Below are 24,380 nucleotides of genomic sequence, written 5' to 3'. Positions count from 1 at the left end.
TTCTCCCAGCAAGTTCCCTCGTTCACCAGTTTCGGTGAACATCTGTACACTGACACCAGTGTGCCGGGTAGGTGCACCGGATTTCAACCTGCAACGGCTGTGACCGAGGCAACATCAAGAGGGTCGAGGCAATCGTGAACGCATGTATGCTCACCGAAGTGAGCGAGCAGCCGGAATCGCGTGTCGAGCGCAAGGAGCGCACCCGCCAAGCACTTCTCGAAGGCACGCTGGCGCTGGCCGCCGACCGCGGCTTCGGCGCACTGAGCCTGCGGGAGATCACCCGCAACGCGGGCATCGTGCCCACCGCCTTCTACCGCCACTTCAGCTCGCTGGACGAACTAGGCACCGCCCTGGTCGACGCCGGCATCCGGCAGCTGCGCCTGGCCCTGCGGCAGTTGCGCCGCACCCCGAACGCCGGCCTGACCGATTCCATCCGGGTCGTGTTCGACCAGGTCGACCAGCGGGAACAGCTCTTCGGCTTCCTGGTCCGCGAACGGTTCGGCGGCGCACCGGCGCTGCGCGGCGCCATCGCGATCGAACTCCAGCTGATCACCCGCGAACTCGTCGCCGACCTCTCCCGTATCCCCGCGTTGGACGACTGGTCGCCCGAGGACCTGGAACTGGCCGCCGACCTGCTGGTATCCACGGTCGCCGACGACGTCGCCGCGTACGTGGACGCGTCGCTACGCGACCGCCCGGCGATGGTCGAGCGCACCGGCCGGCAACTCCGGATGATCATGCTCGGCATGCAGAGCTGGCGACCGTCCAATCGGTACTGACCCGGCGATTTCCACTTCAGTGCACAACTGTTTCATTGCCCGGCCGGCGTAGCCGACGGCCCGGCAACGGCAGCACAATGAGCTACATTCGTTCGCATAGTTTTCGCCCGACCAACTGCTCTGCCGATCCGACGTCGAAAGAGGAGTATCCGCCGTGGCTCATTACATCGCGAATGTGCGCGACATAGAGTTCAATTTGTTCGAGGTGCTGAATCTTCGGACAGTTCTCGACTCCGGGGCTTTCGGCGACCTCGACTGCGATACCGCGCGATCCATGCTTTCCGAGGCTGCCAAATTGGCCGAGGGGCCACTGGCCGAAACTTTCGCGACTTCCGATCGCAATCCGCCGGAATTCATTGCGGCCGAACATCGCGTTACGGTGCCGCCCGCGCTGGCCTCGTCCGTGCAGGCGGTGAAGGACGCGCAGTGGTGGCAGGTCGGTGTAGCCGAAGGCATCGGCGGTATATCCGCGCCGGCAGTGCTCACCTGGGCGATCAATGAGATTCTGTACTCTGCCAATCCGTCGGCCGCATTCTTCTACAGTCTCGGCCCGGCACTGGCGAACGCCCTCTACGCGGTCGGCAACGACCAGCAGAAGCATTGGGCGGCAAAGAGCCTGGAGCGCGGCTGGTCCGGCACCATGGTGCTCACCGAGCCCGACGCCGGATCCGACGTCGGAGCCGGCATCACCAAGGCTGTGCAGCAAGCCGACGGCACCTGGCACATCGACGGAATCAAGCGATTCATTTCCGGTGGCGACGTCGGCGATACCGCCGAGAACATCTTCCATCTGGTTCTCGCCCGCCCCGAGGGTGCCCAGCCGGGTACCAAGGGATTGAGTCTGTTCTACGTTCCGAATCATCTGTTCGACCCGGTGACGCTCGAATTACGGGAACGGAACGGCGTTTTCGTCACCGGTGTCGAACACAAGATGGGATTGAAGGCCTCGCCCACCTGCGAGATCTCTTTCGGCCGGAACGGCGTCCCGGCGGTCGGCTACCTGGTCGGCGATGTCCACAACGGAATCGCCCAGATGTTCAAGGTCATCGAGCACGCCCGGATGGTCGTGGGGGTCAAATCCGCGGGCACCCTGTCCACCGGCTACCTCAACGCGCTCGCCTATGCGAAGACCCGGATCCAGGGCACCGATCCGACGCGAGTGGCCGACCCGAACGCACCGCGGGTGCCGATCATCGCGCACCCGGACGTGCGGCGGAGCCTGATGACACAGAAGGCGTACGCCGAGGGGCTGCGCGCGGTGTACCTGTACACCGCGGCGCACCAGGATCCGGAAGTCGCCCACCATGTTTCGGGCGCCGACGCCGATCTCGCCCACCACCTGCACGATCTGCTGCTGCCGATCGTCAAGGGTGTCGGTTCCGAACGCGCGTACCAGCTCCTGACCGAATCCCTGCAAACATTCGGCGGTTCCGGCGTCCTGCAGGACTACCCGATCGAACAGTACATTCGCGACGCGAAGATCGACTCGCTGTACGAGGGCACCACCGCCATCCAGGCGCTGGACTTCTTCTTCCGCAAGATCATTCGGAACAACGGCGTCGCGCTCACGCATCTGTCCGAACAGATCGCTCGCACCGTCGCCGACGGCGGCGACCGACTGAAAGCCGAGCGTGAGCTGCTCCGGACCGCCCTCGACGACGTCCAAGTGATGACTGTCAGCCTGACCGGCTTCCTGATCGCCGCCCAGCGGGAGCCGGAGGAGGCATACAAGGTCGGTCTCGGCTCGGTCCGCTATCTGCTCGCGATGGGCGATCTGCTGATCGGCTGGCGCCTGCTCGTCCAGGCGGAGATCGCCGCCGCCGCCCTCCGGACCGCCGAGCCGCAAGACCGGCCGTTCTACCAGGGGAAGGTGGCGGTCGCCTCGCACTTCGCCAAGAACGCCCTGCCGCTGCTGACGGCGACCCGTCGCATCATCGAGTCACTCGATGCCGACGTGATGGCAGTCGACGAGGCCGCATTCTGATTCGGAACCGCCGGCGGCGGAGGAGGATCGCGGTCAGGCCGTGCGGCGGTGATGCCGGTCGCGGTGCTCGCGGGCCGGGGCCTGCCGCTGTTCCTCGCTCATGGCCAGCAGCTGCGTCAGTTGCGCCTGCGCGGTTTCGCCGGCGGGAGTCAGCACCTGGAACCAGGCGCCCGCGATGCTCGGAACGGTCATGCTCGTCATGACCACCTCGAAGTCGCCGACGGCGAGATTGCGGATCGTGCGGAAGCGGCCGGGAGGTGCGCCGACGTCGTTGCGGGACCACATTTCGGCGAACAGCGGGCTGCGTTGTTGCAGGTCGGCGATGAACTCGTTCCAGGACGGGTCCTCGAGATGCTTCACGTAGGCGGCGCGCAGGTAGCCGACCATCCGGGCGAGGCGCTCGGCACAGTTCGGGTACGGGTTGCAGCAGTCGGGGGTGAGGAACACCGAGCGCAGGACGTTGCTGTCGGGTCCCGACATCGTGGGGAACAGCACCTCGTAGGCGAGATTGTGCGCGAGGACGTCGTAGCGGGCCGACATCAGGACCGCGGGCAACGGGTGTAGGTGGTCGAGAATGCCTTGCAGCTCACCGGGAATGGACTCTTCCTCGCCCCAACCGGTGCCGATGGTGGGGACGTCCGCGAGGCGGTAGAGGTGCGCCTTCTCCACGGGGTCCAGCGCCAGGGTGCGGGCGATCGCGTCCAGCACCTGCATGCTGGCGTTGATGTCGCGGCCCTGCTCGAGCCAGGTGTACCAGGTGACACCCACCCCGGCCAGCTGGGCGACCTCCTCGCGGCGCAGACCCGGTGTGCGACGGCGTGATCCGGTCGGCAGGCCCATCTCCTCGGGCGTGATCCGCGCCCGCCGCGACCGCAGGAACGCGCCCAGTTCCGCACGGCGCACCTTCCGCGACTCACTGGACCCGCTCGTCGAGCCCGCGTTCAGACCTTCCACCACCATGGATTCATCATGAAGCACAACGGTTCCGGCAGCCAGGTGGTGTCGATACCAGGATATCCAGGCTCCTGTTACCAGGATTGACGGTGCAGCAGGCTGATCTCCATGACCGAAACATTGAACCGGACACGGCCGGCGCCTCCGGAGACCGAATCATCGGTGTCCCGACGCAGTCTCGTCGTACTCGCGGTGATCCTGACCGGCCAGTTCATGTCCGTCATGGATTCCTCCATTGTCAACGTCGCCATTCCGGCGATGCGAAGCTCGCTGCACGCCAACGGCTCCGAGCTGCAGCTGATCGTCTCCGGCTATGTCATCGCGTACGCGGTGTTGCTGGTGACCGGCGCCCGGCTGGGCGACAAGTTCGGCCAGCGCACCATGTACGTGGCCGGGATCGCGGCCTTCACCCTCGCCTCCCTCGCCTGCGGGCTGGCCTGGAACCCGCTGTCGCTCATCATCTTCCGCTTCCTGCAGGGTGCGGCGGCGGCAGCGGGGGTGCCGCAGGTGATGACCATGATCCAGCGCACCTTCACCGGCCGCACGCGCGGTCTGGCGCTGTCCGCCTACGGCACCGTGATCTCGGGTGGCGTCATCGTCGGCCAGGTGGCCGGGGGCATCATCGTCGACGCGGATCTCGCCGGATCCAGCTGGCGCGGCGTCTTTCTGGTGAACGTGCCGATCGGCCTGGTGCTGGTGGCGGCCGCTCCCCGAGTGCTGCCGCGGATCGCCGCGGGTGCGGCCCGCGCCCTCGATCTGCCCGGTCTGACCGCACTGACCGGCGCGGTCCTGCTCATGGTGCTGCCGCTGGTCCTGGGCCACCAGCAGAACTGGCCGCTGTGGACCTGGCTGGCCCTGGCCGGATCGGCGGCCGCCTTCGCCGCCTTCGGGCTGATCGAGCGGATGGTCCACCACCGTGGTGGCGCACCGCTGTTCGCGGACGCCGTCCTGCGGACCCCCGGACTGCTGCTCACCGCCGCCACCCTGCTGCTGACCATGACGACCTTCGCCGGCTTCCAGTTCGTGCTGGCCATGCACATGCAGGGCCCACTGGGCTACTCGGCGTTGCGCGCCGGACTGCTGTACGTGCCCTGTGGGCTCACCTTCGGTGCGGCCAGCATGAACTGGCAGAAGTTGCCGGTCCGGATGCAGGCGGCGGCGCCGGCCGTCGGGTTGTTCGTCGCGGCGTTGTGCAGTCTCGCGATGGGTGTGCTGCTGTACCGCGGTGACGGGGTGGGGCTGCTGGTGCTCACGCTGTTCGGGCTGGTCGGGCTCGGCAACGGTTTCGCGTTCAGCCCGCTGATGACCCGCGCCACCAGCAGGGTGCCGATCACCCTGGCGGCCGACGCCAGCGGCATCCTGGTCACCGGCGCGCAGCTGGGTGTGGTGATCGGTGTCGCCGCGTTCGGCTCGGTGTACTTCAGCGTGGCCGGCGCCACCATGACCTCGTTGATCCACGCGGTGGGCGTGACGGTGATCGCGACCGGCGTGACGGCCCTGGCGGCCGCGGTGATGGCGGTCCGTGCCGCGCGCTGAGCGCCGCAGATGCGAAGGGCACCTCCCAATTTCGGGAGGTGCCCTTCTCGTATCCGAGATGGTGTGGATCACACCGCGACCGACCATACACCGGCCGGAGATAACTGGTAACTGATCTCTTCGAATTCATCGGTCGATGTTCCGCGCCGAGCGCCCTATGCACCTAGTTGCATAACGCCGCGACCGTCGATACCCTGAGCGCATGGCCCTCGAGCACGCGCTACTGGTATCGCTCACCGAGCGCGCCGGCTCGGGCTACGAGCTGGCGCGCCGCTTCGACAAATCGATCGGCTACTTCTGGAGCGCCACCCACCAGCAGATCTATCGCGTGCTCAAGCGCATGGAAGAGCAGGGCTGGGTCAGCAGCGAGGCCGTCGCCCAGGCCGGACGGCCGGACAAGAAGGTCTACACCGTCAGCGAGTCCGGGCGGGTCGAGCTCGCCCGCTGGATCGCCGAACCCGGCGAGGAAACCGGCATTCTGCGCACCGAACTCGGGGTCAAGGTGCGCGCCGCCGCCCACGGCGACCTCGACGCGGTCCTCGCCGAGGTCGCCCGGCACCGCGATCGGCACCTCGAACGCATCGACGTGTACCGCCGGATCGAGAAGAGGGACTTCCCCGCCCCGCACGACCTCACCGGCACCGCCCTGCACCAATACCTGGTGCTGCGCGGCGGAATCCACGTCGAGATCGCTTTCACCGAATGGTGCCAGGAAATTCTGGACACTCTCGGCCCCACGACCGCTCCGATGGATGCCCCAGCCCGGCATCCGCATTCCGCAACCGAAGGATGAGTCGCCGATGACCGCGAATTCCTCTGCCCCGCAACCGAACCCGTATCCGCACCTGTTCGAGCCACTCGACCTGGGGCACACCACCCTGCGCAACCGGGTCGTCATGGGTTCCATGCACACCGGACTCGAGGACCGGCCATGGCACATGAACCGCCTGGCCGCCTACTTCGCCGAACGGGCCCGCGGCGGCGTCGGCCTGATGATCACCGGCGGTTTCGCCCCCAACCGCACCGGCTGGCTGCTGCCCTTCGGCGCCAAACTGACCAGCAAGACCGAGGCCTACCGCCACCGCACCGTGACCAAGGCGGTGCACGAGGCCGGCGGCAAGATCGCGCTGCAGATCCTGCACGCGGGCCGCTACTCCTATTGGCCGCGTTCGGTTTCCGCGTCCGCGATCAAGTCGCCGATCAATCCGTTCAAGCCGCGGGCGCTGTCGTCCAAGGGCGTCGAGGACACCATCGACGACTACGCCCGCTGCGCGAAGCTGGCCAAGCTCGCCGGCTACGACGGCGTCGAGATCATGGGCGGTGAAGGCTATTTCATCAACCAGTTCATGACGCCGCGGGTCAACAAGCGCACGGACAAGTGGGGTGGCGACGCCGCGGGCCGCCGCCGCATCGCTACCGAGATCGTGCGCAAGGTGCGCGCCGCCGCTGGGCCGGACTTCATCATCGTATTCCGGCTGTCCATCGCCGATTTCGTCGAGGACGGCCAGACCTGGGACGAGATCGCCGCGGCCGCACGCGATCTCGAAGCCGCGGGCGTCGACATCTTCAACACCGACATCGGCTGGCACGAGGCGCGGGTGCCCACCATCGTCACCTCGGTGCCGCGCGCGGCGTTCGTGGAGTGGACCGCGCGCCTGAAAGCCGAAGTGTCGGTACCGGTCTGCGCGTCCAACCGGATCAACATGCCCGAGACCGCCGAGGAGATCCTGACTCGCGGCGACGCCGACCTGGTGTCGCTGGCCCGCCCGATGCTCGCCGACCCGGAATGGGCGATCAAGTCCGAGCAGGGCCGCACCGACGAGATCAACACCTGCATCGCCTGCAACCAGGCCTGCCTCGACCACGCGTTCTCCAACAAGCACGTGTCCTGCCTGCTGAACCCGCGGGCCGGCAACGAGACCCTGCTGACCCTGCTGCCCACCCGGCGCGGCAAGAAGATCGCCGTCGTGGGCGCCGGCCCGGCCGGCCTGTCCGCCGCGGTCAGCCTGGCCCAGCGCGGGCACACCGTCGACCTGTTCGAATCCGACGACAAGATCGGCGGCCAGTTCGATATCGCGCGGCGGATCCCCGGCAAGGAGGAGTTCTCCGAGACCATCCGCTACTACACCCGGCAGATCGAATTGTCCGGCGTGCGACTGCATCTCAACACGAGGGCGACCGCACAGCAGTTGATCGACGGCAAATACGACGAGGTGGTCCTCGCCACCGGCGTGCGGCCGCGTATCCCCGGCATCCCCGGGATCGACCACCCGAAGGTGCTGACCTACGCCGAACTCGTCCGCGACGGCAAGCCGGTCGGTAAGAAGGTCGCGGTGATCGGCGCGGGCGGCATCGGTTTCGACGTCACCGAATTCCTCACCGTCGAAGGACATCCCAGCCTGAAGCTCGACGAGTGGAAGGAGGAGTGGGGCGTCACCGACGACCTCACCGTCCGCGGCTTCCTCACCACGCCCAAGCCGGCCCCCGCCGCCCGCGACGTGGTGATGCTGCAGCGCAAGTCGAGCTCGATGGGCAAGGACCTGGGCAAGACCTCCGGCTGGGTGCACCGCGCCGCGGTGAAGGCCAAGGGCGTCGAACAGCTCAAGGGCGTGAACTACGAGCGCATCGACGACGCCGGCCTCCACATCAGCTACGGCGAACAGCGCGAGCGCCCGACCGTCATCGAATGCGACAACGTGATCCTCTGCGCCGGACAGGAATCCGTGCGCGAGCTGGAACAGCCGCTGAAGGACGCGGGCGTGAACGTGCACTTGATCGGTGGGGCGGACCTGGCGGCCGAGCTGGACGCGAAGCGCGCCATCGGCCAGGGGACGCGACTGGCGGCCGGTCTGTAGTCCGAGTCCGGGCCCGCGCACGAGTTCGTGTGCGGGCCGACCCGTCTGCGCTCGGACCGGGCACTCAGCGGCCCGCGGCCGCCCCTGCGCTACCACGAGCTCGCACCGAAAGGCGCCCCATGACCGCAACCCTGTCCCACCTCGGCCTCCCCGGCGACGAGACAGCCTGGGCCGCACTGGGTTTCACCATCGTCTCCGGCACGATCCGCATCGGCCAGGTCGTCTGCACGGTCGGCGAACACCCCAGCTGGGCCTTCGCCGACACCCACGCCGACCAGAGCATCCTCGCGGTCCCCGCACCGAGCACCTCGCCCGCCGACCTCCCCGCGGACGCGGGCGTCCACCCGAACGGCATCACCAAGATCGACCACGTGGTCTACGAGGTGGCCGACCTCGACGCCTCGGTCGAGGCCCTGACCGCCGTCCTCGGCACTCCCCCACGCAAACGCTTCCACCCCCGCGGCCCCGAAGGTCCGGAAATGGCCTTCTACCGCGCAGGCGAAGCCGTCATCGAGGTCGTAGCCTCCGGCAAACCACCCCACCTGCTCGGCCTCGCCTTCCGCAGCCCCGACCTCGACGCCACCGTAGCTGCAGTCCGCACCGCCGGCGCCCCGATCGGCGACCCGAAACCCTCTGTGCAGGGCGGCCGCATCGCCAGCATCTGGTCCGGCTACGTGAACTGGGGGCTCGCCGTCATGGAATCCGCCCCACGCTGAGGTCGCTCGGTGTAAGGGGCACCCACGAGACGATGTCATCGTTCACGGACATCCGTTCGATGTCATCGTTCACGGACAATCAGCTGGTCGGCAGCTGTTGCGAAGCGTCAGCCGACCCGAGCGCGGAGACGGGCGACCTACTTCTTCGTCGGCAGCATGTCGGTCACGCCGCCCACATCCGTGATCACCCAGTTGTTGTTCGGGTCCAGGTGGACCGTGTAGTTGACGGTGGACTGCTTGCCGTCGGGGTTCTGGGCGCTGGTGCTGGTGACGTTGAGGAAGACGTCGACGGTGTAGCCGTTGGCGCGGTCCACGACCTTGGCGGTGATGGGGGTGGCGCTGGTGGTGCCCTGGAGCGGGACCAGGAGTTGTTTCAGGGCGCCGGCGGTGGCGTCGAACTTCGCGCCGAGCTGAGGGGCCGTGCCGGACTTCAGCTTGCCCACCCAGGCGTCGAAGTCCTGGTAGTTGAAGTTGGAGGCGCCGACGGCGTAGTCGGTGGCCACCTGTTCGGCGTGGCGGTCAGCGGCGGCCTGGGCGTCGTGGTCGTGGTTGGTGCTGCGGGCCGACCACCACAGGAGGCCGAAGGTGACGGTCAGCGCGACCAGCGCCACGGCCGCGACGGCCTGCAGTAGGGTCGCGAGGCGGATCTGGACCGTGCCCGGCGCGGACCCGGCTGCCTGCGATCCGGCAGCGGCGGAAGTCTCCGTCCCGGACGCGGCGGGCCCGCCCGCCTGGGTCGCGGCGGCGCTGGGCGTGGTGTCGGCCGGCACGGCCGCGGGGGTGCCGCCCTGGGCGGCCGGCTCGCTCGTGTCGTTCGACATGCGAAATCCTCCTGGGAAAATCCCTACTTGCTATTTGACATTGATCTGCAGGTGCACGGCACCGTCGTCACCGACTCCGGCCAGGGCCTGACTGATCAGAGCGGACAGGTCGATCTGCGGAGCGGTGGTGGTCACCGACTCCACCAGCGGCGCGAGGGCCGGCGTCGAGGCGCGCAGCTGCGGTGCGAGCTCGCGCAATGCCGCGGTGAGTTCGTTCAGCAACGGTACCAACCCGGCGCCCTCGGTATACGCCGAGGTAGGACGCGCGGCGTTGACCTTGCCGACCCCGGCGGCCAGGTCGTTGAGCGCCTGGGTGAACCGGATGAACTCGGGTGCCGCGGCCGCGGTGGCGGGCCCGGCCCAGTCGATGTTCTGCGCGGTCGCTTGGAAGGCGTCGAACAGCTGCGCGATCTGGGTGTTGCGGCTGACGATCGCGGCGGTGAGCAGGTCGCTGGCCCGGGTCAGGTTCGGGATGGTGGATTCGGTGCCGGCCAGCGCGGTGTCGATCGTGTCGGCCAGCGCACCGACCACGGCCGGATCCAGTTGTTCGAGCGTGTGCGTGACGAGGCGTGCCACATCCGGAATCGACAGCGGCATACGGATATTCGAGGTCTCCACGCGCTGCCCGTCGTGCAGGAACGGCCCGTTCCCGGTCCGGGGCACGAACTCCACGAACGGCTCACCGAGCGTGGACAGGTGCTCGATGGTGACCGTGCTGTCGGTCGGCACATGCTTGTCGGCGGCGACCCGGAACCCGACCTCGACCCCGTCGGCGCCGTTGTGGATCGAAGTGACCCGCCCGACCTCGATCCCGCTCAGCAATACCGGCGAACCGGCACCCAGCCCACCGGAATTGGTGAGCACCATGGTGGCGTGGGTGTATTCGGCGAACGGCTGCGCCCGCACCACCCCGAAGGTCAGGTACGCGGCACCCAGCGCGGTGATGGTGGCGATACCGCCCAGCGACGCAATCGATCCCGCCCTCATCGCACGACCCCGATCATCCGCAGGGTCGCGATCATGCGGTCGGTCCGATCGGCGACCGGCACCGCGGCGTCCGTCCGTACCCCTGTGACGTTCACCTTCGGACCGCTCTGGACCCACGGAATGACTTTGTCGCGCAACAACTCCGAGAGCCGCGCCAAGGTCGCGGGGCGGCTGGTGTCGATCGTTCCACCGGTGACGAGCGGCACGAACGCCGCGGCGGCGGGTCCGGCGGCCCCCAGCAGCGGCGCCAGCCAGGCCAGCGAAGTGCCGACCGGACCGAGCTGACCGAAGATGTCGGTCACGCCCGACAGCGACCGCACGATCCCGGCGGTCTGTTCCACCGACTCGGGCCGGAAGATGTCGTCCAGATCGTCGGAAACCTTGTGCAGTTCATCAGGATTGGTGGCCAGACCGTCGAGCAGCGCGTCCAGTGCGTCCTCGTGCGCGGCGAGATCGACGGTGTCGCCGGCGATGGTGCGTGAGATCTGCGCCGTGCGCGCGGGATCCCGCGGCAGCGACGCGTCGATCTGCTGCACCATGTCCTGAAGCTGCTGGATCGCACCGGAATTGGTGAACATGGCCACCGCGGCCATGGTGTCCTCCAGCTGCTGCGGCGGCTTGGTCTGCGCCAGCGGGATGGTGCCGCCGTCGGCCAGCAGGCTGCCGTAGCCGGTGGTCGGCGTCAGCAGAGCGACGTGGGTGTCGCCGAGCACGGTGTTCTGCCGCAGCTCCGCGGTGGTGGCGACCGGCAGCTGCACCGCGGTCGAGATGTCGGCGTCGACGACCACGAATCCGCCGGCCCCGGTGTTCGCGGCGCTGCTGTCGTGCGCGCTGTCCACGACGTGCACGCCGGTCACCGTGCCCACCTGGGCACCGTTGGCCATGATCTTGGCGCGCGCCGGCAGGCTGAGCACGTTCGAGAACTGGATGTGCACGTGATACGACGGGCCCGACACCCCGGTCCCGGGCATGGGCACCGACGCCGGATCGAACGAGCAGCCCGCAACCGGCACCGCCGCCGCCACCGTCAGCGCGACCGCACCGGTCCACCGCCGCGACCGCCCGCCCGGGGCGAACTCGACGGTCACCGTCCCGTCGGTCAATCGAATCCTCATCGCGCCCCTGCCGTTCCGCTGATCAGCGTCGAACCGTCCACCGGCACACTGCCGTTCGCATTCCCCGCCAGAGCGAACCCAGCGCGCGCCAGCTCCGACGCCCCGCCGACATCCACCGCCCCGTCGGACAACCGAGCCCTCATCACGCGCCCGCCGCTGCGGACATCAGCACCGAAAGACCTACTAGCACAACGCTTCTGGGCCACACCCACCACGCGCACCCGCTCCGGCGCCCCGCCGAGGGTCACCGTTCCGCTGGACAACCGAGCCCTCATCGCGCCGCCCCGAACACCAGCGTCGAACCGTCCACCAGCACGCGCCCGCCGTCGGCCGCGCATCGACCCTGGGCGACCGCGTTCACCACCGCGCACACCTGGTCGGCGTTCTGCGCGGCGATCGCCACCTGCGGCGGGGTGTAGTCCAGGCCGTGTGCCTGGGTGGTGGCCATGGCTTGGGTGAGCACCGGAATCTGCGTCACGATCCGGCTCAGCGAGCCGACCTGGGAACCGAGCAGCTTCGACAGCGGCGCGGTCGAATTCAGCGCCCGCAGGATCGGATCACCGAACAGGGTGGTCAGGTCGTTGAGCATGGGCAGCACCTGGGCCAGGCCGTCCATAAGCTTCGCGCCCGGTACCAGCAGGTCGTCGGTGGCCTGCGACAGCGTCGGCGCCAGCCGGGTCAGCATCGACTGCAGGTCACCCCAGTGCGCCTGCACCCGCTGCGCCACCGAAGCGAACGCGTCGAAGATGCCGGCCAGATGCGCCACGTCGGCGTCGGGCGTGGACAGTGCCGAGCCGAGCTGCTGCACGATCCGGTTGATCTCCGGGCCGGTGCCGGTGGTGGCGTTGTTCAGCGCGCCGAGACCGTCGGCCAGCGCGTCGGTCGAATTCGGGTCCGGGCCTTGCAGTTCCGCGGACAGCTGGGCCAGCGCGTTCAACGTCTGGGTGAGACTCTTGGGTGTCACGGTTTTGGTCAGGCACTTCCCGGAATCCCATGGCGTGCGGTCGTTTCCGCTGGCCACCACGGCCAACTGCCGGGCCGACACCAGGCTGTTCGACAGTGTGGTGGCGCCCGCGTCGGCGAACACCGGATGGGTGGCGTCGACCGAGAAGTCCACGCGCACACCGCTTCCCTGGCTGCCGATCCCGGTGACCGTGCCGACCGGGATGCCCCGCATCGTCACCTGGTTGCCGACGTAGAGCCCGACGCTGTCGGGCATGATCGCGCAGTAGCTGCGGGTTTCCTTCATCGGGTCGAACGCGACGAAGTAACCGGCCACCACCACGGCTGCCAGCACCACGACGCCCGCGATCGACATGAACGCGCGCGAACCCAGCAATGTCCGCAGCATCAGCAATCCTTCCCCGGTACCGGCACACAGGTGTGGCCGAGCAGTGCGGCGGTATCGGTGCCGGCGGGCGCGGTCACCACCTGCCCCGACTGGTCGACGTGCACGGCGCCGCCGGTGTCGACCATCCCGGCGAACCGCTGCTGCAGGCTCTGCACCGAGTCCAGGACCGGGCCCAGCCGCTTGCCGAGGTCCTCGAGCGCCGGCATCGCGTCGATGAGCTGCTGCAATTTCGGCTTCAGCGTCGAGTCCCAGGCCGGCGCCAGCAGCGCGAGCCGGTCGATCACCGACTGCAGCAGGCCGACGCTCTCGGCCAGTTCGGCTTTCTTGTTCTGCAGCACCGTCTCGAGCAGGTTGACGTTGTCCATCAGCCGGCCCAGATCGGACTTGGCGCCGTCGTAGGCGGTGAGGTACTCGTCGGCCACCGACAGCGCGCTCGCCACCTGGGTGCGCTGGCGGTCCAGCGCGCCGACGTAGGTGCCGAGGGTGTCGAGTGTGGTGCGCAGCGCGTCGGGGGCTTGGTCGATCGAGGTGCTGAGCGCGGTCAGGTTGCGCCGCACGGTGTCTCCGTCGACCTCGCGCAGCGGCGTGATCGCGTCCTGGAAGGTCTGCATCAGCGTGTAGGGCAGGTGTACTCGGTCCTGCGGAATCGCCTTGCTGCCCAATGGTTCCCGCCCGGCGGGCGTGAGCGCCACGTAGTACCCGCCGACCACGGTGAGCATCCGCACGTCGAGAGTCGAAGCGTCACCGACGAATACGGACGAATCGACGGTGAAGTGCATGACGACCTTGTCGGGCAACAGATCCAGCGAGGTCACGGTGCCGACCGGGACGCCGGCCACGCGAATGTCGTCGCCCGCCTTCACCGTCTGCGCCTCGGCGAGGTCGGCGGTGTAGGTCTTCTTGCCCACCGGCACCGCGTACAGCGTCGCGGACCCGACGGCCACCGCGCCGACCAGCGCCACACCGGTCAGCCCGAGCCGCATCTCGCGGCGGCGCTTGCCCGTCTCGTCGAGGACCGGCGGATCGCCGGAGAGCCAGCGCCCCAACTTCATCGGTTGCATACGGTCACCTGCTGTCCCGCGAGCAGCACCTGCAGCAGCGGCGGCGTCGCAGCAATTCCACCGGCGCACTGCGGCTTCCAGCCACCAGCGGTGGCGGGGGCCGCGGCGTCGATCGAGGTCAGAACGGTCGGCAGCTTGCCCAGGACGTCCACCGCCTGCTGCGGATCGGGGAACAGAGCCTCGACCGCCGCGTTCACATCGGTGCCCGATCGCAAGCCCGCGTCCTGCAGCAGCGCGTCCAGCGGGCGCAGCACCGACGGTGCGGCCAGAGCGAATTGGGTGAGCCCGCCCATGCTCGATTCCAGGGATTGGAAGATGTCGGTGAGCCGGGCGAGCAGCGGCACCAGGTAGTGCACCCGGCCGCCGACCCGGTCGGCCAGGTCCGACGCGTTGCCGATGATCGTGCCGATCACCTGCTGCCGGTTGTCGACGTAGGAGGCGAGTTTCTCGATCGCGTCCAGGGCCGGGCCGATCCCGCTGCCGTCACCCTCGATGAGCGCGATCATGCTGGTACTGAACTGGTTGATCGCCTCCGGCGACAGGGTGGCGAGCACCGGCTGCAGCCCGTTGAACATGGCGGTCACGTCGAAGGACGGCACCGTGTGGTCGGTTCCGATGGTGGCGCCGTCGGCGATCCGGGTGCCGGTGTGCGGCTGCTGCTGCAGGTCGATGTAGCGCTGACCGGTGAGCGCCTGGTAGCGGATGGCGAGTTTCGAGTTGTCGAACACCGGGGTGTCGGTCTTGACGGTCAGCTGCACGCGGGCGAGCGGGCCGTCGAGCGCGATGTGCTTCACCTTGCCGACCTGCACACCGTAGAGCCGCACGTCGTCGCCCACCTTGAGCCCGTTGGCGTCGGTGAACAGGGCGTCGTGCCGCTCGGTCGGGCCGGATACCGGGCGCTGGATGGCGGTGATCACCACGACCAGGACGCCGATCAGGACGGCGGCGAACAGTGCCAGCCGCCATGCGGCCGCTCCCACCTTCATCGGTTTCCTCCCAGCATGGGGGCGAGGATCGGCATCCCGTGCACGTCGATCTCCGCGTTCAGCACCGGGCCGTTCGGGGTGTCGGGCATGGCCGCGCGCAGGCGGTCCAGCAGTTCGCTGAGCTGGGCGCCGGACTGTCCGGGTTGCGGGACCGTGGCGGCCACGGCGTCGAGGACCGGCGCCAGCGCGTCGGTGCTGCCACTCAGACCGTCGCCGGCGGTCCCGGCGGTGCGCGCCAGCCCGGGCAGCAGCTGCCCGGTCAGCATGGCCACCGCGGCGTCGTACTCAGCGCGATTCTCTTGCAGCGCAGGGCTTCTCAGGATCAAGTCCAGTACGTGGATGGTGGCCGCGGCGAACTTGCCGCCGCCGTCGAAAGCTGTGCCGAGCCGGCCGGCCAGTTCGGAACTGGGCATGATCTGGTGGTCGGTCACGGTGCCCGCCACCGAGATCAGCGCCTGCAGCAGCGGGGTGAAGGCGTGCAGATCGCGGGCGGCCTGCGCGATCGAACTCACCATCTGCGGCGTGAGCACCGAATCGCCGGTCTGCGCCAGGCTGCGCAGCAGCCCGCTCATCGTCGCGTCGAACACACCGTTCGCGCGCGGCCCGGTGAGATCGACGACGCTGTTCTGCCGCAGCGGCGCACCGCCGGGACCGCGGCGCAACTCGATCTCGCCGATTCCGAACAGGTTCGAGGGCGCGTAGTCCACCTGCAGGCTCTCGTCGAGACCGCGCAGCTGGGCAGCGTCGAGCCGCAGCGTGATGCGCTGGGTGCCGGCCCGGTCGGGGGCGATCGCGGTGACCGTGCCGACCTGCACCCCGTCCTCGCGCACCGGAGTGCCTTCGAGGATGCCGTCCCCGATTTCGGTGGTGTGCAACGCGACCGTCAGCCCGGCCGAGTCGTGGCCGCGCAGATAGAGCGCGGCCGGTACCGCGACCGCCGCGGCGAGCGCGAGCGCGGCGGTCCCGGTCAGCAGCGACCGGCGGCGATCGACCGCCACTCCTGGCATTCCGTAATTCGGCATCGGCTACCCCGTGAAGGTGATCGTCGAGTTGAGGCCCCACATCGCGAGGGTCAGCACCATGTCGATGGCCACGATGGCGACCGAGGAGGCGCGGACCGCGCGACCGGAGGCGATGCCCACGCCCTCGGGCCCGCCGGTGGCGAAGAACCCGTAGTAGCAGTGGACGAGGATGACCACGGTGGCGAAGACCGCCACCTTGATCACCGCGGCGATCACGTCGAATCCGGACACGAACTGGAAGAAGTAGTGGTCGTAGACGCCGGCGGCCTGGCCGTCGACGAGCGTCACCAGGCCGCGGCAGGCGGCGTAGGACAGGATCAGCGCGATCAGGAAGGTCGGCACGATCGACACCGCGCCCGCGATCACGCGGGTGGTGACGACGAACGGCACCGACCGCAGGCCGAGCGCCTCGATGGCGTCGATCTCCTCCGAGATCCGCATCGAGCCGATCTCGGCGGTCATCCGGCAGCCGGCCTGGGCCGCGAAGCCGACCGCGCACACGATGGGCGCGAGCTCGCGGGTGGTGGCGTACGCGGACACGATGCCGGTCAGCGGACCCATGTCCAGCACGTTGAGCATGGTGTAGGACTCGACCGCGATGGACGCGCCGAGCACCAGGCCCAGCACCACCATCATGGGCACGGTCCCACCACCGACGATCAACGAGCCACGGCCCCAGGTCATGTCGGCGATCAACTTGAGGGTCTGGTCGCGGTAGCGGCGCAGCGTGAGCGGCAGCGACGACAGCACCTGCCAGACGAACGCCAGCACGAAACCGAGTCCTTCGACGCGGGCCCGGACGAAGTGGTCCAGCCGCCGCAGCCCGCGCAGGCCGTGTGGGGTGTAGGTGGTCATCACACCAGCCTGGTGGGGATGAACATCTCGGTGATCTGGGTGACGCCGAGGTTGACGATCGCGATGCACACCACCGACAGCACGACGGCCGCGTTGACCGCGTCGGCCACACCGCGCGGACCGCCCTTGGCTTCCAGCCCGCGCTGGCAGGCGATGACGACCACGAGGTAACCGAAGATCAGCGCCTTGATCACCGACACCCAGACGTCGGTGACTGTGGTGAAGGAACCGAAGGTGGCCCAGTAACTACCGGGTGTGACGTGCTGTCCGCCGACGGCCACGGCGTAACCGCTGACGATGCCGACGAACACGATGAGGATGTTGAGCAGTGGCGCCACGATCATCATGGCCGCGAGCCGCGGGATCACCAGGCGATGAATCGGGCTGATGCCCATGGTGTTCAACGCGTCGATCTCTTCGCGGATGGTGCGGGCGCCGAGGTCGGCGGCGATGGCCGAGGCGCCGGCGCCGCCGAGCAGGAAACCGGTGGCCAGCGGGGCGCCCTGTTTGATGACGCCGAGGCCGCCGGTGGCGCCGAGCAGCGAGTCGGCGCCGAGGTTGTGGATCAGGTTGCCGACCTGGACCGAGACGATGACACCGAACGGGACCGCGATCAGGATCGCGGGCAGCGCCGTGACGGTGACGAGCCGCCAGGACTGCAGGATCGCCTCGCGCCACTGGAATTCGCGGCGGGCGATGTCGGTGACCGCGCCGACGGTGGATTCGCGCGCGATGTCGACGGAGCGACCGAAGGTGCGCAGTGACGACGCGATGGTGTCGGAGAAATTCTTTCGCACGATCCGGAGATGTGATGGGCTCGAAGTAGCCCGAGTCACCTGCGCCACATGCGCCTCCGGTGTGCGGTGGACCGCTCGGATTTCACTGCCCTACTCTCGGTGATCGGCAACACTGCCAACACGAAGCTAACAGTTACGTAAGGTCACATCAAAGTCGGTGCAGGTGTGACCCGCACCGCCCGGAGAGCCGGTCCCAACCCATCGTGACCTCGACCACAACTGCGCACAGGCAGCATCGCGACCACACTGAACGGGCCCGGCGAAGTCCACTCGGAGTGATCTCCGATCCCGGGTCGAACGAAGTGAAACATTTCAGTTTCTATTCAGCAAACCTCGGCCGAAGTTGCCCACCCGGATGATTCGCGGTCCGATCCGGACATCGCGGAAGGACCGGTAGGCTGCCCGGGTGAGCTTGCCTGTCCCCACCTCCGAGAACCGCGCCGTCGTGACCGGAGCCTCCTCCGGCATCGGAACCGCCCTCGCCACCGAGTTGGCCTCTCGCGGCTACTCGTTGATCCTCGTCGCCCGCCGCGGCGACCTGCTCGCCGAACACGCGCAGCGCCTCACCGAGCGTTACGGCGTCACGGTCGAAGTGCGGGCCGTCGACCTGTCCGACCGCGACGCCCGCGCGCCCCTGGTCACCGAACTAGCAAGCCGCGACATCGCCATCCTGTGCAACAACGCCGGTGTCGCCACCTTCGGCGCCCTCTCGAAGCTGGACCCGGCCTACGAACGCGCCATCGTCGAACTCAACGCGGTCGCCGTCCACGACCTGACCCTCGCGGTCCTACCCGGCATGCTCGACCGCCACGCCGGCGGCATCCTCATCACCGGCTCGGCCGCCGGAAACATGGCCATCCCCAACAACGCCACCTACGTGGCCACCAAGGCCTTCACCAACGGTCTCTCGGAATCGCTGCGCGGCGAACTCAAAGGCACCGGCGTCCACGTGACCCTGCTGGCCCCCGGCCCGGTCCGCACCGACAACCCCGACCAGGACGACGTCAGCGCCAAGATCCCCGGCTTCATCTGGGTCACCGCCGCCGACGCCGCCCGCCAATCCATCGACGCGCTGTCCCGCAACAAGATGCGCGTCGTCCCGGGCCTGATCAGCAAGGGCATGAGCGTCGCGGGGACGTACACCCCCCGCCGCATCACCGCACCACTGGTGGGCAGCTTCTACAAGAAGATGGGAAGCTGAACCACCTGGGTTCTACTTTCGACTAGACCGCCATTTCGCCTACTCCGTAGACAGACGGCGGTCTATCGAGCTACCCTCTGGGCGTGCCCTCCATCGACCATGAGGTACCTCTCGAATTACTGCGCAGCCGACCGGAATTGGCCGCGAAGCTCGCGCGCGAGCACTTCGGGCTGGCGATTCCGGCCTCGATGACCTGGCGGCTGGGCCCGGAGACGGTCCCGGCCCTGCCCTGCGAGTTACGTTTGGACCTCGCGGCGGTCGGCGAGACCGCCGACCGTCCCGAGCGCGTGATCCTCCACGAAGTCCAGAACAGCGGAAAAGGTGAGGATCTCCAGCGGATCAGCCTCAGCTGGCCGCTGTACCTCGTCTATTCCCGTCACCGATTCCGCTGTCCGGTGGTACTTCTCGTCTTCTGTCCCACGGAACTCGTTGCCGAGCGGGTTGCCGCCACCATCGAGACCGGACATCCCGGCTTCGACCTGCGGCCGCTCACCTATTGGCCCGGCGCCGTCAAGATCACCGAGGAGCCCGATCGGGCGAAAGAATGGCCTGAAATGGTGATTTTGGCCCTCACCACGGAACGCGCCGGGCCGGACTGGATGACCGCCGAGGTGATCCACGCCGCATTCGAAACGCTCGGACACCGGCAACACGACAAGCGAGCGATCTACTACGACTACATCTCCCGCCGAATTTCCCCCGAATTGCTGAAGGACCTGGAGCAACTCATGGCCCTCTCCAACGAAACCTACAAGTGGGAATCCGAATTCGCACTCAGACACCAAGCCATTGGTGAAGCACGTGGCGAAGCACGTGCGGTGCTACAGATGGGGGTGCGGAGAATCCTCGCGCTGCGCGGGATCCCCATCGAGGAAACCGTCAGCGAAAAGCTCACCCAGTGCACCGATCCCGCGATTCTGGAGGCTCTACTGACCCGAGCGCTCGACATCGACACTGCGGATCAGCTGTTCAACTAGCGGAATTCGGCCGGGCCGTTCGGTTTCCGTCCCAGCCCGGCCGAAATTCGCAGTCGTGCAGCGATATCAGCGCTTCCGCGTCCCGAAGATGCTCCTGCTGATCTCGCGGCCGGCGGCGGTCGCGGCGGAGCGGAGGAAGTTCTTCACGGCGGGGTTGTCCATGATGCGTTCGGCGGCGGTCTTGTCGTCGGGGCCGGAGCGTTTGGGCTGGGGTGGGGCTTCCGGTTCTGCTTGGGACGCTTGGACTTTCGCCGCCAGGATCTCATAGGCGGACTCGCGGTCCACAGTGGCGCCGTACTTGGCGAACAGCGGGCTGCGTTCGGCGCGGGCGTGCACGGCGTCGTCGCCGATGGCGCCCATGAACGAGCGCGGGGCACGCAGGCGGGTCCAGGCGACGGGGGTCGGGGCGCCGGTCTCGGACAGGACGGTCACGATCGCCTCACCGATACCCAGGGAGGTGAGTGCCTGTGCGAGGTCGTAGGTTTCGGTCTTCGGGTAGGTCTTCACCGTCTTGGTCAACGCCTGCTGGTCCTCGGGGGTGAACGCGCGCAGGGCGTGCTGGATCCGCGCACCCAGTTGGGACAGCACGGGATTGGGGATGTCGGTGGGCATCTGCGTGGAGAAGATGACGCCGACACCCTTCGAGCGGATCAGCTTCACGGTCTGAACTACCTGGTCCAGGAAGGCTTTCGAGGCCCCGGCGAACAGCAGATGGGCCTCGTCGAAGATGAACACCAGCTTCGGCTTGTCGGGGTCACCGATCTCGGGCAGTGTCTGGAACAGCTCGGCCAGCACCCACATCAGGAACGTCGAGAACAGCGCCGGCCGCGCCGCCTGCGCGCCCAGTTCCACCAGGGTGATCACGCCCTGACCGCCCCTCACCCGCAGCAGGTCGGCGCTGTCGAGTTCCGGTTCACCGAAGAAGGTGTCGCCGCCCTCGGCCTCCAGATTGACCAGGGCCCGCAGGATCACACCGGCCGTGGCCGCCGAGACACCGCCGATCCCGGCCAGATCGGCCTTCCCGTCGGGACTGGTCAGGTGGGTGATCACCGCGCGCAGATCCTTCAGATCCAGTAGTGCCAGGCCGTGCTCGTCGGCCCAGTGGAAGATCAGCCCGAGCGTCGATTCCTGAGTCGCGTTGAGCCCCAGCACCTTCGACAGCAGCACCGGACCGAACGAGGTGATCGTGGCGCGCACCGGGACCCCGATCCCGCCGGTGCCCAGCGACACGAACTCGACCGGGAAACCCGCAGGCGCCCAACCGGTGTCGCCCAGTTCGGCGGACCGCGCGATCAGCTTGTCACTGCGCTCCCCCGGCTGCGCCAGCCCCGACAGGTCGCCCTTCATATCGGCCATGACCACCGGCACACCGGCCGACGACAGCTGCTCGGCGATCCCCTGCAGGGTCTTGGTCTTCCCGGTGCCGGTCGCCCCGGCCACGAGACCGTGCCGGTTGAGCGTCCGCAGCGGGATCCGCGTCAGCGCGCCGGGGATCACCGCGCCGTCGACCATCACCCCACCGAGTTCGAGTGCCGGCCCCTCGAAGACGTACCCGGCCGCGATCTTCTCCCCGGCCGCAGCCGCGTCGCCACCCGCGGACTTCCCCGGCTTCGCGGCGCCTTGGCCGGAAGCTCTCGCCGCCTCTTCGGCGGCTTCACGTTCGGCGGCGTCGGCCGCTGCCTCGGCCTCGGCGGCGGCCTTCGCCGCGGCTTCGGCCGCCCGCCGGGCCGCGGCTGCCTTCTCCTGCGGGGTGGTCATCGCCGCTCCTTCGTCCGCACTCTGTTCGCTGACAACGCTGAGCATCCGAAAGCTGGGGATGGGAAAACCCTAATGCCCGTACCGGCCGGGACCTGGGCACGACACTTCCGGCCGGCATCGGCGGCCCGGACGGGGCGGTGACCGGCCCCGGTGCGAAGCGCGCGAGCGGACCGCGCACGACGCGTAGTCGGGCGCTCGACCGGCTAAGGTGGCGCGGGTGTCCGACAAACTAGTGGTCTGGATGGATTGCGAGATGACCGGCCTCCGCCTGGACAGCGACAAGCTGATCGAGGTGGCCGCGCTCGTGACCGACAGCGACCTGAACATCCTCGGTGACGGCGTCGACATCGTGATCCACGCCGATGACGCCGCCCTCGCCGCCATGCCGCCGGTCGTCGCGGAGATGCACGCCCGCTCGGGTTTGACCGACGAGGTGCGCAGATCCACCGTCACGGTGGAGGAGGCGCAGCAGCAGATCCTGGCCTACATCCGCGAGTACGCGCCGACTCCGCGCACCGTCCCGCTGGCCGGCAACTCGATCGCCACCGACCGTGGCTTCCTGGCTCGGGACATGCCGGAACTGGACGCTCACCTGCACTACCGCATGATCGATGTGAGTTCGATCAAAGAGTTGTGCCGCCGCTGGTACCCGCGCATCTACTTCGGCCAGCCGGAGAAGGGTCTGAGCCACCGCGCCTTGGCCGACATCCAGGAATCCATCCGTGAGCTGCAGTACTACCGCCGCACCGCCTTCGTCGCGCCGCCCGGCCCGTCGACCTCGGAGATCGCGGCCGTCGCCGCCGAACTCGGTGCGCCCGCACCTGCCGCCAACCACAGCGATTAGGTTCTGACGGAACCACGCGCTAATATCGTTCGCGCCGGTCCAACCGGTGATGGTGGCTGTAGTTCAGCTGGTAGAGCACCAGATTGTGATTCTGGATGTCGCGGGTTCAAGTCCCGTCAGCCACCCCTACAGAGCCTGGTCGGGACATCGTCCCGACCAGGCTCTTTTTCTTTCCTCCGCACGTCGGCGGCGGGCGATCGAGCTAGGGTGGCTGCTGTGAGCCGCACCGACGCGCCGATGGACGAGGGACTGGCGCCGTGGGGGTCGCGGCTGTTGGGTACCGCAGACGAGGACAGCAAGACCCGCCGGATTCGCGTGCAGTCGCTGCTGTCGCTGTCGCTGATCGGGGCGAATCTGCTCGCCGTGGCGATGACCGTCGTGCTGGCGTGTTTCGTGTTGCCGGGCCCGCCGATGTTCACCCGCCGCCTGTTGCTGCTGAACGTGGTCCTGGTCCCGGTCTGGTCGACCTCGATCATCATCGTGGGGACGGTCTGGTCGACGGTCGTGGGCCTGCGGGCGCTGGGCTGGGCACAGAAACTGGATCACGTGCCCGACGAGCGTCAGCGGCGGGCCGCCGCGCGCGCACCGCGCACGCTGACGCTCGAGGCGGCGGTGCTGTGGATCGTCACGCTGATCGTGCTCACCACCGCCTACGGCGCGATCGAGCCGCTGCTGATCCCCAAGATCGCGCTGGCGATCCTCGGTTCGTCGATCATGGTGTGCGCCAACACCTATCTGGTGGTCGAGTTCGGGTTGCGCCCGATCACCGCGCGCATCCTGGAGGTCGAGCCGCAGCGGGCCCGCCACGGGGTAGGAGTATTCGGCCGCACCATGCTGACCTGGACGGTCGGGGTGATCCCGGTCGCCGTCGCCATGGCGGTGGCGGTGTGGGCGCTGGCCGACCCGACGGTGAGCAAGGCCCGCTTGGCGGTGTGCATGCTGAGCCTGGGCGGTTCGACGCTCGGGTTCGGCATGTTGCTGATGGCTCAGCTCACCGAGTCGACCGTGGCCCCGATCCGCGGTGTGCGGCAGGCGTTGCGGCGGGTGGAGAACGGCGACCTGCAAACCGCGGTCACCGTCTACGACGGCACCGAACTGGGCGAGTTGCAGAGCGGTTTCAACACGATGGTCGCGGGTCTGCGGGAGCGGGCGCTGATCGAGGACCTGTTCGGCAAGCACGTGGGCCGCGATGTGGCGCTGGCCGCGATCTCGTCGGGTTCGGAACTGGGCGGCACCGAAACCGACGCGGCCGCATTGTTCATCGACATCATCGGCTCCACCACGATGACCGCGACCCGGCCCGCCGCCGAGATCGTGGCGCTGCTCAACCGGTTCTTCGGCATCGTCGTGGACGAGGTGGAGCGGCACGGCGGCCTGTTGAACAAGTTCGAGGGTGACGCGGCGCTGGCCGTTTTCGGGACTCCGGCGCCGCTGCCCGATCAGGCGGCGGCGGCGCTGTCGTGTGGGCGGGCCATCCAGCGCCGGCTCAGCGCTGCGCCGGATCTGCAGGCGGGGATCGGGGTGGCGGCCGGCCGGGTGGTCGCGGGCAACGTGGGCACGCACAACCGCTACGAGTTCACGGTGATCGGGGATGCGGTCAACGAGGCCGCGCGGCTGTGTGAACTGTCCAAGTCGTACGACGAATTGCTGCTCACCTCGGCGACCACGCTGGCGGCCGCGGGGGCGGAGGAGGCCGCGAATTGGCGCCTGGGCGAGACGGTGACGCTGCGCGGGCGGGTCAGTCCTACACAGCTGGCCTTCCCACAGTCGTAGCGCGGCAA

At 68.2% G+C, this 24,380-nt stretch carries 21 protein-coding genes and 1 tRNA gene; 11 read left to right on the top strand and 11 right to left on the bottom strand.

Annotation, left to right across the window (positions count from 1 at the left end; translation table 11 throughout):
* Positions 1-146 precede the first annotated feature (146 nt).
* The gene (locus tag EBN03_RS12270) at positions 147-779 is read left to right on the top strand and encodes a TetR family transcriptional regulator (protein WP_122188115.1); all 633 of its coding nucleotides are present in this window, start codon (positions 147-149) and stop codon (positions 777-779) included.
* Positions 780-933: 154 nt separating this feature from the next.
* A complete protein-coding gene (locus EBN03_RS12265) occupies positions 934-2,763 on the top strand; it encodes an acyl-CoA dehydrogenase (protein WP_122188114.1) in 1,830 nt (609 codons plus the stop codon).
* A 33-nt stretch (positions 2,764-2,796) separates the two neighbouring features.
* Here EBN03_RS12265 and EBN03_RS12260 read toward each other — a convergent pair whose 3' ends face one another.
* Positions 2,797-3,723, bottom strand: a complete 927-nt coding sequence (locus EBN03_RS12260; RefSeq protein ID WP_122188113.1) for a helix-turn-helix transcriptional regulator — start codon at positions 3,721-3,723, stop codon at positions 2,797-2,799.
* A 102-nt stretch (positions 3,724-3,825) separates the two neighbouring features.
* On the opposite strand from EBN03_RS12260, the gene EBN03_RS12255 reads away from it, so the two are divergent.
* The 4 genes from EBN03_RS12255 to EBN03_RS12240 all read left to right on the top strand — a co-directional run bounded on the left by EBN03_RS12255 (position 3,826) and on the right by EBN03_RS12240 (position 8,824).
* Entirely contained in the window at positions 3,826-5,253 is a 1,428-nt protein-coding gene (locus EBN03_RS12255; RefSeq protein ID WP_122188112.1) for an MFS transporter, read from the top strand.
* Between the two features lie 202 nt (positions 5,254-5,455).
* Positions 5,456-6,046 (top strand): PadR family transcriptional regulator, encoded by a 591-nt coding sequence (locus EBN03_RS12250; RefSeq protein WP_122188111.1) that lies wholly within the window; start codon positions 5,456-5,458, stop codon positions 6,044-6,046.
* Between the two features lie 7 nt (positions 6,047-6,053).
* Positions 6,054-8,108: an NADPH-dependent 2,4-dienoyl-CoA reductase gene (locus tag EBN03_RS12245; protein WP_122188110.1), complete on the top strand. Its 2,055-nt coding sequence runs from the start codon at positions 6,054-6,056 to the stop codon at positions 8,106-8,108.
* Between the two features lie 119 nt (positions 8,109-8,227).
* Complete coding sequence (locus EBN03_RS12240) at positions 8,228-8,824, top strand: VOC family protein (RefSeq protein ID WP_122188109.1); 597 nt, start codon at positions 8,228-8,230, stop codon at positions 8,822-8,824.
* A gap of 137 nt (positions 8,825-8,961) precedes the next feature.
* Here the strand turns inward: EBN03_RS12240 and EBN03_RS12235 are convergent, their stop codons facing one another.
* The 9 genes from EBN03_RS12235 to EBN03_RS12190 all read right to left on the bottom strand — a co-directional run bounded on the left by EBN03_RS12235 (position 8,962) and on the right by EBN03_RS12190 (position 17,822).
* Positions 8,962-9,645 (bottom strand): hypothetical protein, encoded by a 684-nt coding sequence (locus tag EBN03_RS12235; protein ID WP_122188108.1) that lies wholly within the window; start codon positions 9,643-9,645, stop codon positions 8,962-8,964.
* 30 nt (positions 9,646-9,675) lie between these two features.
* Positions 9,676-10,632, bottom strand: coding sequence for an MlaD family protein (locus EBN03_RS12230; RefSeq protein WP_122188107.1), 957 nt, complete (start codon positions 10,630-10,632; stop codon positions 9,676-9,678).
* Positions 10,629-11,735: an MlaD family protein gene (locus EBN03_RS12225; protein ID WP_233608331.1), complete on the bottom strand. Its 1,107-nt coding sequence runs from the start codon at positions 11,733-11,735 to the stop codon at positions 10,629-10,631. The genes EBN03_RS12230 and EBN03_RS12225 overlap by 4 nt, the downstream gene beginning before the upstream one ends.
* A 283-nt stretch (positions 11,736-12,018) precedes the next feature.
* Positions 12,019-13,098 (bottom strand): MlaD family protein, encoded by a 1,080-nt coding sequence (locus EBN03_RS12215; RefSeq protein WP_122188104.1) that lies wholly within the window; start codon positions 13,096-13,098, stop codon positions 12,019-12,021.
* Positions 13,098-14,159: an MlaD family protein gene (locus tag EBN03_RS12210; RefSeq protein ID WP_233608330.1), complete on the bottom strand. Its 1,062-nt coding sequence runs from the start codon at positions 14,157-14,159 to the stop codon at positions 13,098-13,100. The genes EBN03_RS12215 and EBN03_RS12210 overlap by 1 nt, the downstream gene beginning before the upstream one ends.
* Positions 14,147-15,145, bottom strand: a complete 999-nt coding sequence (locus tag EBN03_RS12205) for an MlaD family protein (protein ID WP_122188102.1) — start codon at positions 15,143-15,145, stop codon at positions 14,147-14,149. The genes EBN03_RS12210 and EBN03_RS12205 overlap by 13 nt, the downstream gene beginning before the upstream one ends.
* Positions 15,142-16,152, bottom strand: a complete 1,011-nt coding sequence (locus tag EBN03_RS12200; RefSeq protein WP_233608329.1) for an MlaD family protein — start codon at positions 16,150-16,152, stop codon at positions 15,142-15,144. Before EBN03_RS12200 ends, EBN03_RS12205 begins: the two co-directional genes overlap by 4 nt.
* An 18-nt stretch (positions 16,153-16,170) precedes the next feature.
* Positions 16,171-17,022: an ABC transporter permease gene (locus tag EBN03_RS12195; RefSeq protein WP_122188100.1), complete on the bottom strand. Its 852-nt coding sequence runs from the start codon at positions 17,020-17,022 to the stop codon at positions 16,171-16,173.
* Complete coding sequence (locus tag EBN03_RS12190) at positions 17,022-17,822, bottom strand: ABC transporter permease (RefSeq protein ID WP_233608364.1); 801 nt, start codon at positions 17,820-17,822, stop codon at positions 17,022-17,024. Before EBN03_RS12190 ends, EBN03_RS12195 begins: the two co-directional genes overlap by 1 nt.
* A 403-nt stretch (positions 17,823-18,225) precedes the next feature.
* Between EBN03_RS12190 and cmrA the strand changes: the two genes are divergently transcribed.
* Both cmrA and EBN03_RS12180 read left to right on the top strand, forming a co-directional pair.
* Positions 18,226-19,020 carry a mycolate reductase gene (cmrA, locus tag EBN03_RS12185; RefSeq protein WP_122188098.1) on the top strand — a complete coding sequence of 265 codons (795 nt, stop codon included), beginning with the start codon at positions 18,226-18,228 and terminating at the stop codon, positions 19,018-19,020.
* An 83-nt stretch (positions 19,021-19,103) separates the two neighbouring features.
* Positions 19,104-19,997 carry a hypothetical protein gene (locus EBN03_RS12180; protein ID WP_122188097.1) on the top strand — a complete coding sequence of 298 codons (894 nt, stop codon included), beginning with the start codon at positions 19,104-19,106 and terminating at the stop codon, positions 19,995-19,997.
* Between the two features lie 66 nt (positions 19,998-20,063).
* Here the strand turns inward: EBN03_RS12180 and EBN03_RS12175 are convergent, their stop codons facing one another.
* Complete coding sequence (locus tag EBN03_RS12175; protein ID WP_122188096.1) at positions 20,064-21,755, bottom strand: helicase HerA-like domain-containing protein; 1,692 nt, start codon at positions 21,753-21,755, stop codon at positions 20,064-20,066.
* Positions 21,756-21,972: 217 nt separating this feature from the next.
* On the opposite strand from EBN03_RS12175, the gene orn reads away from it, so the two are divergent.
* The 3 genes from orn to EBN03_RS12160 all read left to right on the top strand — a co-directional run bounded on the left by orn (position 21,973) and on the right by EBN03_RS12160 (position 24,372).
* Positions 21,973-22,599 carry an oligoribonuclease gene (orn, locus tag EBN03_RS12170; RefSeq protein WP_122188379.1) on the top strand — a complete coding sequence of 209 codons (627 nt, stop codon included), beginning with the start codon at positions 21,973-21,975 and terminating at the stop codon, positions 22,597-22,599.
* A gap of 52 nt (positions 22,600-22,651) precedes the next feature.
* Positions 22,652-22,724 (top strand) — tRNA-His (locus EBN03_RS12165).
* A gap of 91 nt (positions 22,725-22,815) precedes the next feature.
* The gene (locus EBN03_RS12160; RefSeq protein WP_122188095.1) at positions 22,816-24,372 is read left to right on the top strand and encodes an adenylate/guanylate cyclase domain-containing protein; all 1,557 of its coding nucleotides are present in this window, start codon (positions 22,816-22,818) and stop codon (positions 24,370-24,372) included.
* Positions 24,373-24,380 lie beyond the last annotated feature (8 nt).

It is taken from the genome of Nocardia stercoris (assembly GCF_003696265.1).
GTDB lineage: Bacteria > Actinomycetota > Actinomycetes > Mycobacteriales > Mycobacteriaceae > Nocardia > Nocardia stercoris.
The sequence above is the reverse complement of the archived record's forward strand: the minus strand, read 5'-3'. Positions and strand labels throughout refer to the sequence as shown.